This window comes from Paenibacillus sp. FW126-R14 (genome assembly GCF_058789495.1).
This window is the reverse complement of sequence record NZ_JBYTBS010000096.1, coordinates 1-14387: the sequence shown is the minus strand read 5'-3', so window position 1 is coordinate 14387 and position 14387 is coordinate 1. Positions and strand designations below refer to the sequence as shown.

Annotated in this window: 15 protein-coding genes; 3 read left to right on the top strand and 12 right to left on the bottom strand. The window is 41.7% G+C overall.

All coding sequences use genetic code 11. The annotated features are described in order from the left end of the window. The 3 genes from AC3WRW_RS31715 to AC3WRW_RS31705 form a co-directional block, all read right to left on the bottom strand. Positions 1 to 379: hypothetical protein (locus AC3WRW_RS31715; protein WP_492550211.1), on the bottom strand; the 379-nt coding region annotated here is incomplete at its 3' end. Positions 380 to 579: 200 nt separating this feature from the next. After that, complete coding sequence (locus tag AC3WRW_RS31710; protein ID WP_492550210.1) at positions 580 to 1062, bottom strand: hypothetical protein; 483 nt, start codon at positions 1060 to 1062, stop codon at positions 580 to 582. 51 nt (positions 1063 to 1113) lie between these two features. Continuing rightward, positions 1114 to 2748, bottom strand: coding sequence for a hypothetical protein (locus AC3WRW_RS31705; RefSeq protein WP_492550209.1), 1635 nt, complete (start codon positions 2746 to 2748; stop codon positions 1114 to 1116). 331 nt (positions 2749 to 3079) lie between these two features. On the opposite strand from AC3WRW_RS31705, the gene AC3WRW_RS31700 reads away from it, so the two are divergent. Further along, positions 3080 to 4537 (top strand): flagellar hook assembly protein FlgD, encoded by a 1458-nt coding sequence (locus AC3WRW_RS31700; protein ID WP_492550208.1) that lies wholly within the window; start codon positions 3080 to 3082, stop codon positions 4535 to 4537. A 99-nt stretch (positions 4538 to 4636) separates the two neighbouring features. Here the strand turns inward: AC3WRW_RS31700 and AC3WRW_RS31695 are convergent, their stop codons facing one another. After that, a complete protein-coding gene (locus AC3WRW_RS31695; RefSeq protein WP_492550207.1) occupies positions 4637 to 5647 on the bottom strand; it encodes an LLM class flavin-dependent oxidoreductase in 1011 nt (336 codons plus the stop codon). Positions 5648 to 5962: 315 nt separating this feature from the next. Between AC3WRW_RS31695 and AC3WRW_RS31690 the strand changes: the two genes are divergently transcribed. Beyond that, a complete protein-coding gene (locus AC3WRW_RS31690) occupies positions 5963 to 6364 on the top strand; it encodes a VOC family protein (RefSeq protein WP_492550206.1) in 402 nt (133 codons plus the stop codon). Positions 6365 to 6431: 67 nt separating this feature from the next. On the opposite strand, the gene AC3WRW_RS31685 is transcribed toward AC3WRW_RS31690, so the two are convergent. The 6 genes from AC3WRW_RS31685 to AC3WRW_RS31660 all read right to left on the bottom strand — a co-directional run bounded on the left by AC3WRW_RS31685 (position 6432) and on the right by AC3WRW_RS31660 (position 11341). Further along, positions 6432 to 7292: a phosphotransferase gene (locus AC3WRW_RS31685; protein ID WP_492550205.1), complete on the bottom strand. Its 861-nt coding sequence runs from the start codon at positions 7290 to 7292 to the stop codon at positions 6432 to 6434. 103 nt (positions 7293 to 7395) lie between these two features. Next, a complete protein-coding gene (locus AC3WRW_RS31680) occupies positions 7396 to 8640 on the bottom strand; it encodes a CynX/NimT family MFS transporter (RefSeq protein ID WP_492550204.1) in 1245 nt (414 codons plus the stop codon). Between the two features lie 203 nt (positions 8641 to 8843). Further along, positions 8844 to 9407 (bottom strand): helix-turn-helix domain-containing protein, encoded by a 564-nt coding sequence (locus AC3WRW_RS31675; RefSeq protein ID WP_492550203.1) that lies wholly within the window; start codon positions 9405 to 9407, stop codon positions 8844 to 8846. A gap of 210 nt (positions 9408 to 9617) precedes the next feature. Continuing rightward, entirely contained in the window at positions 9618 to 9848 is a 231-nt protein-coding gene (locus AC3WRW_RS31670; protein WP_492550202.1) for a hypothetical protein, read from the bottom strand. Between the two features lie 117 nt (positions 9849 to 9965). Next, positions 9966 to 10406, bottom strand: coding sequence for a hypothetical protein (locus AC3WRW_RS31665; RefSeq protein ID WP_492550201.1), 441 nt, complete (start codon positions 10404 to 10406; stop codon positions 9966 to 9968). Positions 10407 to 10918: 512 nt separating this feature from the next. Continuing rightward, positions 10919 to 11341: a hypothetical protein gene (locus AC3WRW_RS31660; RefSeq protein ID WP_492550200.1), complete on the bottom strand. Its 423-nt coding sequence runs from the start codon at positions 11339 to 11341 to the stop codon at positions 10919 to 10921. 177 nt (positions 11342 to 11518) lie between these two features. Here AC3WRW_RS31660 and AC3WRW_RS31655 point away from each other — a divergent pair, with 177 nt between their 5' ends. Then, a complete protein-coding gene (locus tag AC3WRW_RS31655) occupies positions 11519 to 12694 on the top strand; it encodes a DUF4272 domain-containing protein (protein ID WP_492550199.1) in 1176 nt (391 codons plus the stop codon). 232 nt (positions 12695 to 12926) lie between these two features. Here the strand turns inward: AC3WRW_RS31655 and AC3WRW_RS31650 are convergent, their stop codons facing one another. Together AC3WRW_RS31650 and AC3WRW_RS31645 are read right to left on the bottom strand one after the other, a co-directional pair. After that, positions 12927 to 13523: a TetR/AcrR family transcriptional regulator gene (locus tag AC3WRW_RS31650; RefSeq protein WP_492550198.1), complete on the bottom strand. Its 597-nt coding sequence runs from the start codon at positions 13521 to 13523 to the stop codon at positions 12927 to 12929. Positions 13524 to 13530: 7 nt separating this feature from the next. Continuing rightward, complete coding sequence (locus tag AC3WRW_RS31645) at positions 13531 to 14280, bottom strand: alpha/beta fold hydrolase (protein WP_492550197.1); 750 nt, start codon at positions 14278 to 14280, stop codon at positions 13531 to 13533. Positions 14281 to 14387: the final 107 nt, after the last annotated feature.

Below are 14387 nucleotides of genomic sequence, written 5' to 3'. Positions count from 1 at the left end.
GTGTATACCCAACGGATTTAAAAGCTATTTCTCCTTGATTAGACGAAATATGCCACGACCATTCAATATTTCTATTAATGTATTCTTTATTTCGAGGTTCCTTAGGTTCACTCCTCAATACTTCACCTATCTCAAAACCATCAAATATAGATAAATCAATATTTAGGTCATATACATTCTCAAATATCAATGTGGAAGGCGCTACCCAAAACTTGAAGTATAGGTTGTCCTTCTCTGGTTTAACCCATTCTAAAATATAATCTATATCAAATATTAGCTTATAGTTTTCATTGTCAAATCCTATTCCATGCACCTTACAGTCATGCCAATTCATTTTATCAAAATCTTCATCATTCCATAGAATTTTATTAGATTTCATGTTTTATCTTCCTTTATATAGATTTTAAGGTATTTTACATAACGCCTTATTTATAAACTTTGCGCATTTTTTACATTTGAGGTATTCGTGAAATGATTCGACTATCCTCCCTTTACTTTAACGAAATCAGGGAGCAACTGCCGCGTGGCAAGATGCTCCCTGGTTATTGCGTTACAGTTCACCGTTAGTTGAATGAGCCATCACTCAAAACTCAAAATGACAATATACTCTTCGAATTTCTCTAATTCTTCAAGTGCATCCTGTACTATATCTTCTACCTCTCCAAAAATACCTGTATTTGCCAAATAATATCCGTCACTTAAGCGATCTAAAAATGAAAATTGACTCATTTCTTCATCTGACGTGCAGCCTTGAATATATAAGTTATAGATATAAGTAAAAAAATTCTCTGCCGAGATATTCTTATTAATAAATTCCGCGCGTAGTTTTCCCAACATTACATACATAGGGAGTTGAAATTCATGCTTACCGTATAATGATTTTAGAATAAATAGTATATCAGCAACATTCTTGGAACTAGAGAGTGAAAGTTCAATAAAATCGTACGGAACATCATTTTTCTCTATACAATTATCCGCCCACTGGATAATTTCATTTTTATTTTTATAACCTGTAGCTAAAGCGAGAGAATAAAAGCCTGCAAGCAATCTTAAGTTAATCATATGACTTCATTCCTTCACAGTATTTCAAGTACATCAGCACAGTAGGCAATATTAAGGCCCATTATACTCATGCCCGTCAATAATACCAAAAACCACCGGATCGCCGATCATCTTCTGAACGTCATCCTTATCTATGCTCTTTGTCTCTTTCGCTCCCCCCATTTCCAAATGGATGGAAGTCGGTACAATCCGCATGGCATACTCACCAGGGACAGCTGGCATCCCGCTAGAGTCCTTTTGATCCCATTCGATAAAAATCGATTGCGAGCTCATGCTTTCTGGAAACGCCGTTGAAAGTGGAGGCAGTTTTCTTTTCCATACGAGTTCATTGTTCTCCAGATGTTTCAAAGCTTCTCCCGGTTCCCCGCCAAGTTTAAAGATTTGTATTTCAAACTCAGTCGGTGAAACGGTTAACGTTTTAGCCGATATGTTTCGTACTTCAAGTGTAAAAGGGATGCTCTCATCTTGGTAAAAGCTATGCCTTTGCGAATATTTCGTCAGAGTGATTTCAAGAGGAGCTTTTTGTGGATCTCGAGCCGCCTCGCCTTGCTGTGACTGATACAATCTCCAACTTCCGACCAATGACCTGTCGGTGTCGTTTCGAGGCTTCGGAACCCACAGGTCTCCGTCAGAACCGCGGAATAAGTACCAGTCCAGTATGCCGTCACCAGACCATTTAGCTATACTATGCACCTCCTGCGGAGCATAGTAACCTTTTGGACGAACGACAGCTTCAGGGCTTGGAAAGGTATAAGCGGCCGTTTCTTCATTAAAATGCAGCATTTCGCTTGAAGCTGCCGTTCCGAGAGGGCGCTTATGAAGTGAAAAACTCGGATTGATCCAAACCTTTTCCGACGTGCCGGTCTTAATCTGAAACCAGTCCCCCCAGCGAGCCCATGCCTCCAACTTGCTCCCCGCTTCGAACCATATCAATGGGTCGTCCGATTCCGGTACAGATGTACCATAGCCTCCTGTAGGTAATACAATGAACTCATGTACAGGCTTGACGCCGTTTTTTTCGCCTTTCGGCTGCACCCATAGAGGTCCTTGATCCGTTTGAATCTTATACCAAATGATTTCCCTGAAACGGTACCCCTCTTTTCCCGTGTCCCACAGGGCAAGAACATGAACAGTTTGCGGAGCGAGAGTCATTGGTGCTTTTGTAAGGTAAGGAATTCCATACAATTGTTCCTCGCGGGTGAGAAGCATATCGAAATCAGCGGATTCCTCTCGGATTTTCTCTTGCAGCAAAGGAGAATAAAGCCACCACACCTTCCCGTCTTCCGTGTTGAAACGATACCAACTGTTATAGCTCCCGGTAATGTGCACCTCTTGTGGGGGAAGCGTCACGAGTTCCTGTTCCATTGAATATGGCGAATCATATATCCTCTCAACGTTCAAAGTGTGCGCAATGTAGTCCATGGCTTCGATTTTTCCGAGTACGACCACACCATCTCTTCTAGGCATCCATTGCTCGCCCAGCCAGGTAACTACTTTGTACCAAACTTCCTTGCCGTCACCTACCGTTTCCTTGACTTTAAGTGTTTGAAAACTACTTATATATCCCGTGGGTGTTCCTTCTGACATATGGGAATAAAATGGAGCATCCTTCACGGTGGTAATGACCTGCGATTCTGGCAGATCAGTCGAGGCCGCTGCCGAGGCAGTTGCAACGATGAAACTCATGGCCCATACACCTATTACTGAGCTAACTATCCATTTCCTATTCATCCGCTCACTCCTTCCAACTACTTCATTAGACGGAGGCTGTTGTGAAAAAGTTTCTTGGATTACCCATTTAATCCGATTTCTAACATGGGTTAATGACTTTGTTGTCGCTGAAGGACGAACGAGCTTGCCAAGGTTGATGCAAAGCAAGTATAAGCAAATAAAAACCTATTCAAATTCCTCGCAAAACCAATTTCGATCCATAAATTATCGAAACATTTCACCCCCCAAATGCGTCAACCTATATATCCTGAAATTCAGCTCTGACGAGCATTGGAGGAAACCTTGTATGCGAAAACAAGCGCTTACCTTACTATCCGTAATCCTGCTTAGCGGATTGTTCTACGACAACGACGTGCATGCCGCTGATTCAAGCTCCGCGCTGCTTCCTTTACCCATCGAACTCGTTTTAAATGAGCAGCTTACACCTGTGTATGACTCGATCGATGGTCAGAAGCTATATTCTGCCGCACCTCAAGTCGTGACAGTCGATGGTGCAGAACCGGGATGGGATCGTAAACTGATTCAGACTCATGAGGCTGTCTGGTTCGAAATTAAAACGTCTGACGGAGAACGCTGGGTTCACGTGCAAAACCCCGAGTTTCGGGAAGACTACTATCAACATATCCTGTTGACCGAGAAGGAGAACTTCTATACTGATAAGAGCCCTGGCGCTCGGAGCGCGGGATCTCTTTCTCCTCAACTGCTGCGCGTCCTGTATGCTGTGGATGGCAATTATTTAGTCCAAACCTGGCTCGGCTATCGGTGGATGCGTCCGCTGCACCCGATCATTGACGATGTGCAAACGTATGGTGCGAACAGCTCAGGCATTTCGTTTGAATTACCGACAACCTCACCGATGTTCGATTCGCCGGACGCCGCCAGTAATTTGGCAGGTTGGCTTGCCTCACAGTGGTTCACATCGAAAATCGTATGGAAAGATTGGTACTATGTAGATACTTGGGATGGCCCACACTGGGTAAACCCGAAAATGGGTTATCCTGCGGACTTGCGCAGCGAAGAAACAGCCCTTAAGTTAGACAAAACGACGGTTGTTTACGAACATCCGAACAAGGCGGCCCGTGTGCTTGGCACCCTTTCACCTCAGACTGTTAGTTCATTCGAGCACGGAGGCGGCTGGTATCATATTCACAGCTCGTGGCTCGGCGATTCGTGGATATACGCTGTAAAAAAAGATCAGGATCCCGAAGCTTACGTTCCCCCTACGCATGTAGAGGTAAAACCGATTACAGTAATCAAGCAAACTAAAATCATTACCGAACTCGGATCCGGTGGAGGAAATTATCCGTTTGATTTGAAGGTTTTCGTTAAGAATGACACCGGTAATATCTCCAGCGAAGCTTTTCAACCATATGGAAGAGATGTCGGTATCCAGTTCGCGGTCCGGAATATGAGCGAGGGTGCCCTGACGATGCAGCCAACGACTTCGTTCCAAATCGACATCTCCCGTCGGGATACGACGGATGGATCGTTGACGCCAGTTTGGTCCGGCCAAATCGATTCTCTCGATGCAAAAATGGTTAGCGGCGAAGTACATTCGCTTGACTTTACTTGGGATCAGAAAGATTCCGACGGGAAGCAAGTTCCTTTTGGCGAATATTCCGTCCAAATCAGACTGCCGATGAGCATCAGCTATACGAAGGATGGCGAGACGGGCACGATTCAGCACGAGGACGCCATGACAGCCATTCTTACAAGCTTCCCGCTGCGAATCAGCGCGGAGTAGGGATATCCGATAAATGCAACAGCGGCAGGCAAAGACGCGAAATAAGTCTTAGTCCTGCCGCTCTTGTGGCCCGGGCTCGAAGCATCCATAATAGTCAGATCATTTCTGAATCGCCTTTCGTACAACTGGAGCGATTTCGGTTGCCAATCTTTCAATGTTCTCCGCTACTTTTTTAAATGGCATCCCGCCCATATCCAATTGGGCCATAAATCGCTGATGTCCAAACAGCTCGTATTGATGCAAAATTTTTTCGATAATTTGCTGCGAACTTCCAACAAACAAGGCAGTTCCTTCTCCAGACAACTGTTCAAAATCCGCCCTTGAAATATCATTTTCCCAATAATTAAGATGATAGGGATAGAATTCATCTCTCGCCTTCTGAGTTGTTTCAGCCATATAGACATGCCCGTTTACTCCAACCTTCAAATCTGCCTGAGCATGACCAGCTTCATAAGCAGAACGCCGATACGTGTCTACAAGCGGTTTGAACCGCATCGGATCGCCTTCAAACACCACTAGCGCTAATCCAGTACCAAATCTGCCGGCCCTTGTAGCACTGTCTAAACTTTCTTGAACGGCGATCCATAAGGGGATACTTTTCTGAACAGGTCGCGGCGAGATTTCAGCGTCCAGAAATTCGGAGCGAAAACGCCCCGTCCAGGTGACTCTTTCATTCGCACTCAGCTCACGAAATAAATGGATATTTTCTTCGAACAACTCATCGCAATTCTCCAAATTATAACCAAATAGAGGAAAGGACTCTATATAAGCTCCACGCCCCGCCATGATCTCGGCGCGTCCATTGGATAAAAGATCAAGTGTCGCAAAATCCTCAAATAGACGTACAGGGTCTACCGTATTGAAAATAGTTGCAGCACTGGTCAGTTTAATTCGCTTGGTAACTTGTGAAATTGCAGACAAGACCATCTGCGGCGAGGATATTGCATAGTCCAAACGATGATGTTCGCCAACGCCAAAAACGTCCAGCCCTGCTTCATCGGCGATTTTCGCCGCTTGTATGATTTCGTTCAGCCGCTGTCTTGCACTGATACTTATCCCCGTATGTGGATCTGATCTTAGATCTGCTAATGTATATATCCCAAATTCCAACACTAACACCCCATTAAACGATCAAAAATGATCAAATATTTAACTATTTCGCCATAGCCTTCTCCATAGATGGAGATTGATGTTACATAATATTCTGCTTTTTCAAATAGTTTCGGATTAAGCATACTTAATCTGAATCTTTATAAGGTCAAGTAAAATGCTCTTAAAGTTTATATCCGCTCCGTTCTAAGGCAAGAACTTTACTGCCTCAAACTGCTCTCGTTCTACAGCTAAATTTATTGTACAGGTTCGCTTCCGCTGCCAGAATTAGAGTATAATAAGTGGAGTAAAAATTTTTTCTAGGAGGCTACAACCATGTCACAGGAGATTTGGATTAACCTGCCGGTCAAAGATGTTCAGAGGTCAGCTGCCTTTTTCAATGAGATTGGATTACAGGCAGTGAGCTATGGCAACGAGAGAGCCAAGCTTACCGTAGGCCAAACAACGATTCTGCTGTTCCCGGATGCGGTATTTGAGAAATTTACAGGTGCAAAAACCGCAGATACTTCCCATAGCGCAGAAGTCATATTTTCCATTGGCGCTGGAAGCAGAGAAGAAGTAGATGCCTTTATTCAAAAAGTAGAGTTTGCCGGAGGAAGCATCTTTGGCAAGCCGAGTGATACTGACGGCTGGATGTACGGAGCAGGCTTTGCCGACCTAGACGGTCATCGCTGGAACCTGCTTTATATGGATGAGAGCAAAATGCCGAAACGTTAATAGCAAACGCCGGTCACCTGCTTAAGGTAATCGGCGTTTTTTTGCACCACGTATGATCTCCTATCTGTTACACCGACTTCCAATATTCCCATGCTTTTAAGTAATCCTCTAAATCATGCGGATGGTGTCTTGTACAGATCCCAATTCGACAATAAAGTTGAAAAACTACTTCATCAATCAACATTGATCTTTCAATTGGCTCATGATGGAGCAAATCAAAGGCTGCCATTAAAGTTTCTAGGTTCAAATCGTCTGGTGAAGAGCAAAAAGCGTAAGTGAAATCGTAAAGCATAGGACCAATCATCGGTGATGGGTCGATAATACCGACCAGTGAATGGTCGTTAAATACAAAATTATGCACTCCCGTATCGCCATGCAGAAAATATCTTGCTTTTTGATCTTCATTTTTCGATATGTTCTCAAATATCGATTCTACTCTATTGTAATCCTCAATGGATAACAGGCTTCCCCAATCTTTTCTAGTATCCACCAAACTCCGGCAGTTCCACTCACGCCAAGATTGAATCGGAGATCCTAGCCTCCCCCATTTATCATTCTGTACATATTTTTCGTAATTATTGAAAAGCTCTTTTATTAAAATTGTCAGCCAATTTATTTTTAATCCACGATCATAATGAGTTGTACCTGTAATGTGTGTATACACGAAGTACGCTTTTGAAGGATCCGTATAGAGAATTTTAGGAAAGAGTGCAAGGTGTCGATAAGTTCGAAAAAATTGTTCGGCCAAACTAATTTGATGCGGACTGTCAATTTTCAAAACGTATTTAGTTTCTTCGCCCTCAGAAAGAAAATAAACGATACCATCCGTAGTTCCGGTCTTATTATTAGTTGCAATCACATCATTATCAATTATGCCTTCTACATAAAGCGTATTGATGATGCTGTTAACATCTGTTTTTTCTACCATCCTGCATTCTCCCTTGGACCTAAATTTTAGAGAGTATAACCCTTTAATTAAACCCACCTGTGGAATGTAGTACTTGGCCGGTAACTGTATTTAACATTTTGAATTATTGTAAGCCATAATTAGTTTTAGGGGTACCAACAAATCGGTTCCTTGCTGCACCTATACCAAACATAAATAGAAGTACAGAAGCGCCTATTAGTATGAAAAGTGGCAGGGTCCAACTCTTTGTCGCATCATGCAGATATCCAATCAACGAAGGACCAATTGCTGCAAGGAGGTATCCGATCGATTGCGCCATTCCAGACAGTTCAGCAGCCTGATGAGAATTTTCAGTACGCAAGCCGAAAAACATCATGGACAAGCTAAAGGCGAAACCTCCACCAATGCCAAGTATGATGATCCACAATAGAATAAGATTGGAACTTCCATAAAGCAGTCCGAGTGTTCCCGTCAAAATCAAAATGGATGTAATGGTCACTAATGAACGTTGGCTAGACATGCGTCCGGCAATAACGGGGACAATAAAGGTAAATGGAAGCAGAGCTAGCTGCATAATCGAGAGATACCATCCTGATTGACTTGAATCGATTCCTTGCTGTTTTAAAATTTCAGGCAACCATGCAATCAGCACATAGAATATCATGGATTGTGTGCCCATAAACAAGGTTACTTGCCAAGCCAGAGGCGAACGCCAAACATTCACATCATGGTTGATCGGTTGATTGCTGCCAGCGACAAATACTTCTTGTTTTGATCGACTTCTTAATTGCGGCATCCAACTGAGGATGGATAAAAAGCTTAGAATACCCCAGATTCCCAAAGCGCCTTGCCACTTCAAACCTGCACCTACGGCTAGCGGCACACTGATTCCCGAAGCGATCGCTCCGCATAAATTCATCGAAATAGAATATACACCTATCATGAAGCCAATTTTATTAGGGAAATCCCGTTTGATTAAACTTGGCAATAAGACATTACACACTGCAATTGCAAATCCAAGAATCGCAGTCCCCATATACAAATTTGCTGCCCCGGTTAGAGAACGTATAACAATGCCAACTGTTAAAAATATAAGGGAAATCCAAATGACGAGTTCCACTCCATATTTTCGACCTAACTTAGGTACAAAAGGCGATAATAAGGCAAAAGCAAGCAATGGCACCGTAGTAATCAGGCCTGCTAACGTATTTGAAATATGAACGTCATCCCTAATGAGACTAGTTAAAGGACCAACCGAAGTTAAGGGAGCACGCAGATTAGCCGCGATAACAATAATGCCTAGAATTATCAGCCACGTAGAAGATGAAACAGCTTGTTTTTTTCGACTTTTTTCTATTTGATTTGACATTCTAAAATTTCTCCTTACTTCCGATTGAAAAATGATTGACTAACTATTCGCGCGAATATAATTAGTATAGTATACTGTATTTTATTTTACAATAAGTATATCATGAAATATTTTTCTGAAAATAAAAATACAACAAAGAAATCCCCATGGTAACATGGACTTCTTAGTCGTATTTAAAAATAATCCAGTAATTTATTTGAAACTTACATGCCATATTTTAATAAAATATGAAGCACAGCTTCGCTATCCGTATGATTCGTGTAGGAATGTGGACGATCTGCGCGGAAACTGATCGAATCATATTGATTCAAAAAGTAGACCTCTCCATTAACTTGAATTTCAACTGCACCTGTCATGACTGTCGCAATTTCAGTCGAATTCAGATGATGACCTTCAGGGTGATACGAGCTATTTGGTTGCAAATAAGCACGACACATTTCAATATCGTAACTTGCGTTTTTAAAAATGGGTTCAACAACCCAATTCTTTTGATCGCTAGTAAACCGCAGCCCCTCGCCAGCTCGGTAAAGACCTACAGGATCATCAGATTTGAACAAAGCCATAAGCGGTAAAGATATGCCTTTCGATATTTTCCATATCATGGCTATTGTTGGATTTGTTTCGCCACGCTCAATATTTCCAAGCGTGAGTTTACTAACGCCTGTTAACTCCGCTAACTCTTCTAGGCTCATGTTTTTTTCTTTTCTAAATTTTTTTAGGGCAGCGCCGACTTGCAATATGATTTGTTTTGAATCATCGACTTCCATTTGAACTTCACCTCTGTAAAAGAATAATCATTGCTAAGTATATGGCTAATCGAGACTTTTTTCAAAACCATTATATGATAACCTCGACTATGCACCTCTTCAAAAAAAGCCCGCTGTGTTTTACAACACAATCAGGCTTGTTGGGAATTAAATTGTGAACGCTACAGTAAACAGTAAATATCCTTCTCAAAATTTTTTGCCGCTTTCGACTTAATTTAAGCTTTTCATGCCTCGCAGCCACTCATAAAAACCATCATCCAAAAAGAGATCAGGGATGTAGGTCTGTATGTAATTGCAATTAGGACAAAGAAGTACCAACCCTTGTTCAAGCACCTTAGGGTATAATTTCTCGTGTTTACTGTTGTTTCCGCAAATAAGAGGATGCACTCCTTCTAACTGCTGGTAATCTTTAATACGCTGCTTAACATCCTCTTCGTTCATTACTATCCCCTTATTTACATGGATTACTTTCGATTCTCGTTAAACTATTCGATTTAATTATACACGATGTATACATCTAGAGCATAAAATAATCTTTCAATTAGTGGTTATTTACGTTCATGAATTCTCTAATTTATCCCTAAGTCTTGCTAAACCTTTAGCAAGTTCATGACGATTTTTTCTATTCTTTATCCAAGCAGGAAGCCTGCTTGCTAAACTTTGATTTTTATAAGGGATTCGTTCTCGCAATGAGGAAGTAATAAACTTATCCAAAAAATCTAAATGCTCTTTGTTATAAGCCCAAAGCAAACTACCACAACAGCTAGTTCTTAACCAAAGATTTTCCCCCATGAAAGTACCACTACCACTTGAGCTCATTTTGGGACTTCTAAGTATACCGCATGTCTTGCAAATCAGCTTGTACTCATAATTCTCATCATGTATTTTTATGCCTCTTGCACATTTCAAGCAATTAGGACATTCAATAAGTACAAAATCGGACTTCCGCAAAAAATCATAAACACTTTGACCTGTATCGCTGAATCTTGATTCATCCATTCAAACGTTCCTTTACCCTTTAATAAAATAAATCTTTCATCAAGTAACAATAGGTCACCCACGCAATAAGTCCTTCAGCATTAAATAATCATTTTTCGGGAAGTCATAAGTAATCCACTTTGCTTTATTAAATTCTGAACCCGTGTTTTCCTTCGAACTAAATCTTCAAATGAATCAACATTTATGTTTAGATGACTTGCATCTACCCTATTTAATGTCCAAACCGTCCCTTCTGGCTCCTCATGCATTTTGAACTGTGCACTTTTCACTGCCGCGGTGTCTTTTAATATGCTATTCTTCTGAGTCTAATGCCTGATGAGCATCTTTTTCCACAATTGAATAATTACACTTGGACCATATTCTTGAGGATAAAGCAAAATTGTAACCGCCAACGTCAATAGTAAAATCAGTATCCAAGTAACAGTTATTAGGATTACTCAACAAATGATTTCGAGGGAGTTCATGGTTATTTTCAGTATCATCTGTCCGCAAATTTGTTTAATCTCTTAAACTTAAACAATTGTTGCAGAGTATCCTGTTTTCTTGCCTTTTTCAATTGCCTCGACATATCCCTTAAAGTAATAGGGTATCTCGTCTTCTTTACCATTCTGAATTCTACCTCTAACTTTATCGAATGCTAGTATTGAAATTGAAAATTCCGGCTCACCAGTGACAAGAACAGGCTGCTCTCTCTCTTGTATCCAAAAGTACTGCCCACCATAATTTCTTCTTGCAACTTCGAAAATGTAACTTCCAGCCATGGAGGAAACAGAATCCACTGCATCATTATCTAATTCATACTCACATAATTCTTCTAATATATCGTCAAGTAAACATAGACTTTGCACGCTAAAATCAAAATTTCCTTTATCAGAAAAATTATTCCTGAAGCTTTCTGCCGTTGAAATAATATCTTGTTCTAATTTATTTTTCATAGATTCAAACCTCCGATTATAATATCCAGCTAACTTGATAAAAATTTTTCGTTGATTTCATTTCGCTAATGCTTGAAAATTTTATTTATACATATGTTATCACAGAACTGGCAAGAATTTGACAGCCGCTTAGGAAGACTTGTAGTCTAGTTATGTAAACCCAAAGGAGGCTGAAATTTGAAGTATTTTTCTATCTTCGCATCCAGAAACAACATCGACGATATCAGCGATATCATCACAGACCTGTACGCGAAAAGCCATACTATTGAGAAAAACGGCAATAATTATGTTGTTAAAACTGGTTCGCTGTTCAAAAAGCGGAAGACGACGATTAGGGTCACAAACGAGACAGCGAATCCCGATTATTTCGAAACGAATATTCCTGGGATGATAGGTTTTTACAATCGCATACCTTTTGTCGACGAGAAGCGTAAAGAGCTTGTCCTAACGCAAATCTCCGTTTTCAATACGTTGATTTCGCTGGAAGCGGAGAAAGAGCTTGGCGAAGAGCAGATGCGACTGTGCATGGCACTGATGTCCAGAATCAAAGGAATAGGCTTTATACAAGACGGCACCCTACTTGATTATGACGGACAAGTCATTGTGCATCCAGACGGGACATCAGGTCCAGCCGACTTCCACCCACGAGCTTGCACAAATAAAGTGTTGGGGCCGGAGGCGGCGTCCGAAGAAGGCGAGCGTAGGAAGTCGGCGTCCATTGATTATATCCGGGAACGCGATATTCCATATCTGGACACACTGCCGCAGCTCCCACCCATAGCGAATTGCCTGTGGAAATCTCAAGAAGAGATTGCAAAGAGAGCTGTTGCTCTTCTGATCGTAATCCAGTACGCTTGTGATGTCGCCCAAGGCGGTGATCTAGCCGCGTCGAAGGATTTTGTGATGAACATGCTTCGAAAATACAGTGTAGAAAACCAGCTGATCGGGAGTGAGCGCCGTTTGTTGGAAGCGGAGGAGCCGACGCCACAAGAGGCCATTAATATTACTTGGCAATATGAAGCATACTGGCCTCTGATCTGGGCGCTGCAGTTGGTGGATACTTTGGATTTCCCCGATCATACGTGTGACTGCAACTTTGCTATTGAGGTCCTCTCAAGATGCGAATCGTTCGATGAATTTTATCGACAGACCACCATGCGCAGCCGGGAAGAAATTCTGGATGAGGCGGATAAAACTTACCGTCTTCATTGGGCGTGCGTCAACAGTCGCATCCAAGGACAGGCTGCCCCCTCCGGCATGAATGAAAGCATCGTGATGGAAAGACGCAGGGGATTGTTCTGGATGGTCGGCTGCAACAATGAGGAGTGGGACCATATCCCGATGGATACATAGTCGCGTTAGGTACGATAAACACGGGTAAAGGATCGGCAGGCCGGTCCTTTATGTTTTAATTGCTCTGCATCACAATGCAATACTTTATCTGAATATTTAAGTAAATGCTTAAAGTGTTTTAGACATGTCACATCTGGAAAGTCATCTAAACAAATCAAGTTATTACCACTATCAACTACTACATTATCAATTAAGCTGTAGTTCCTCGCTAACTCAATATTGTCTACGATTACTACTCTGGTGAGCAATTGCAATATTCCTTAATGATCTGTTCCTTAATCTCTTTGACCGGGAATCCTTTTGAATAAGTAGTCAACATCAGCATTGCACCTTGAAGAGTTGCCGAGAAGTGAAGTGATCTCAACTTTGGTTCCCTTACCCCTAGATTCTCAAACATCTTGCACTGCAGTTCAAATTGTTTACGGGACTCCTCATTAAGTTGATCTCTATAGACTGAAAGGACACGGTCGTCTTCTGGCTGTGTTTGCAAATTCAAGTAGAATCGATATACGTCTGGGCGGTGGTACACATTATTCAACGCGCCCTCCACGATATAACGAAGCTGATCTACCGGAGTCTTCAACGCAGCGGCAGTTTCCATCACTTCCACGATTTCTCCGATTCTTAATCGAACCAAAGCCCCAAGAAGCTCTTCTTTGCCTTTGTAATAATTGTAAAGCAAGCCCTTGGATATTTTGGCCTGTTTTGCTACATCATCAATTGAGGTTGAATGGTAGCCTTTCTTTATAAAAGTCGTCATCGCTGCGGCTTCGATTTTAACCTTAGCAGCTTGTCGAATCCGCTCATTCTCTTCTGGTGTACGTGGCACAGCTAAGTCAATCCTCCAAAAATTCAGTTATATGGTTGAATATATCTTCAGCATGAGTGAGGTTTAACATATGATCTCCTCCTGCAACTTGAACGAACTTCATATTCGGTGCCGATCGAAAATGATTTTCGATCGTATAACTATCTTCATGATCTAACATTCCACGAATAAATAACGTCCTTGTTTTTAACTTATCTAAACGTTCAATGGCAGGAGGCTTAGGCCAAACGGCTCCGAATTCAGTCCACTCAAACATCCGATTAATGTTATGCTCCGTCATGATTGTCATCAATTTACGATGGGGACTGTTCTTGATGACGGAACAAAAGGGTGAGGTGACAACAAGTTCTGTCATTTTGGAAACATCTGGTGCAGCAGCCTGAATACTTTGAAAAGATGCAAGCAGATCTGGCGAGTGAACAAATCCCGACAAAGCAGGAGCAACTAAGATAAGTTCTTGTAGGCGTTCAGGATAAGAAAGAGCGAATTCCGTTGCAATCTGGCCTCCAACCGAGTGACCAATGATAACAGCCTTTTCGATCCGCATATAATCTAAGAAACTAAGGACGTCTGCAACATAATTAGCAGGTTGGGTTTGGGATGGAGATAGCCCACACCCTCGTCCATCGAAAGTGATGGCCTGATAATGTTTTGCCAGAAGCGGAACTAGATACGTCCAATCCCTCGAATCAGCGCCACCTCCATGAATCATCACGACAGGTTTTCCATGACCGGTTACTTCGTAAAAAAGGTCCATTCATATACCCCCCAAATAATGGATTTAACCAAACTTTATCATTGAATGATCGGTCAGTCAATAAATAAATTCATCATAGAATTACAGATTCTGAATTAATTTTAGCC

Coding starts and splice junctions, on each gene's coding strand:
- AC3WRW_RS31710 (WP_492550210.1), bottom strand. CDS start 1,062: ATGATTAACTTAAGATTGCTTGCAGGCTTTTATTCTCTCGCTTTAGCT.
- AC3WRW_RS31705 (WP_492550209.1), bottom strand. CDS start 2,748: ATGAGTTTCATCGTTGCAACTGCCTCGGCAGCGGCCTCGACTGATCTG.
- AC3WRW_RS31700 (WP_492550208.1), top strand. CDS start 3,080: ATGCGAAAACAAGCGCTTACCTTACTATCCGTAATCCTGCTTAGCGGA.
- AC3WRW_RS31690 (WP_492550206.1), top strand. CDS start 5,963: ATGTCACAGGAGATTTGGATTAACCTGCCGGTCAAAGATGTTCAGAGG.
- AC3WRW_RS31685 (WP_492550205.1), bottom strand. CDS start 7,292: ATGGTAGAAAAAACAGATGTTAACAGCATCATCAATACGCTTTATGTA.
- AC3WRW_RS31680 (WP_492550204.1), bottom strand. CDS start 8,640: ATGTCAAATCAAATAGAAAAAAGTCGAAAAAAACAAGCTGTTTCATCT.
- AC3WRW_RS31675 (WP_492550203.1), bottom strand. CDS start 9,407: ATGGAAGTCGATGATTCAAAACAAATCATATTGCAAGTCGGCGCTGCC.
- AC3WRW_RS31670 (WP_492550202.1), bottom strand. CDS start 9,848: ATGAACGAAGAGGATGTTAAGCAGCGTATTAAAGATTACCAGCAGTTA.
- AC3WRW_RS31665 (WP_492550201.1), bottom strand. CDS start 10,406: ATGGATGAATCAAGATTCAGCGATACAGGTCAAAGTGTTTATGATTTT.
- AC3WRW_RS31660 (WP_492550200.1), bottom strand. CDS start 11,341: ATGAAAAATAAATTAGAACAAGATATTATTTCAACGGCAGAAAGCTTC.
- AC3WRW_RS31645 (WP_492550197.1), bottom strand. CDS start 14,280: ATGGACCTTTTTTACGAAGTAACCGGTCATGGAAAACCTGTCGTGATG.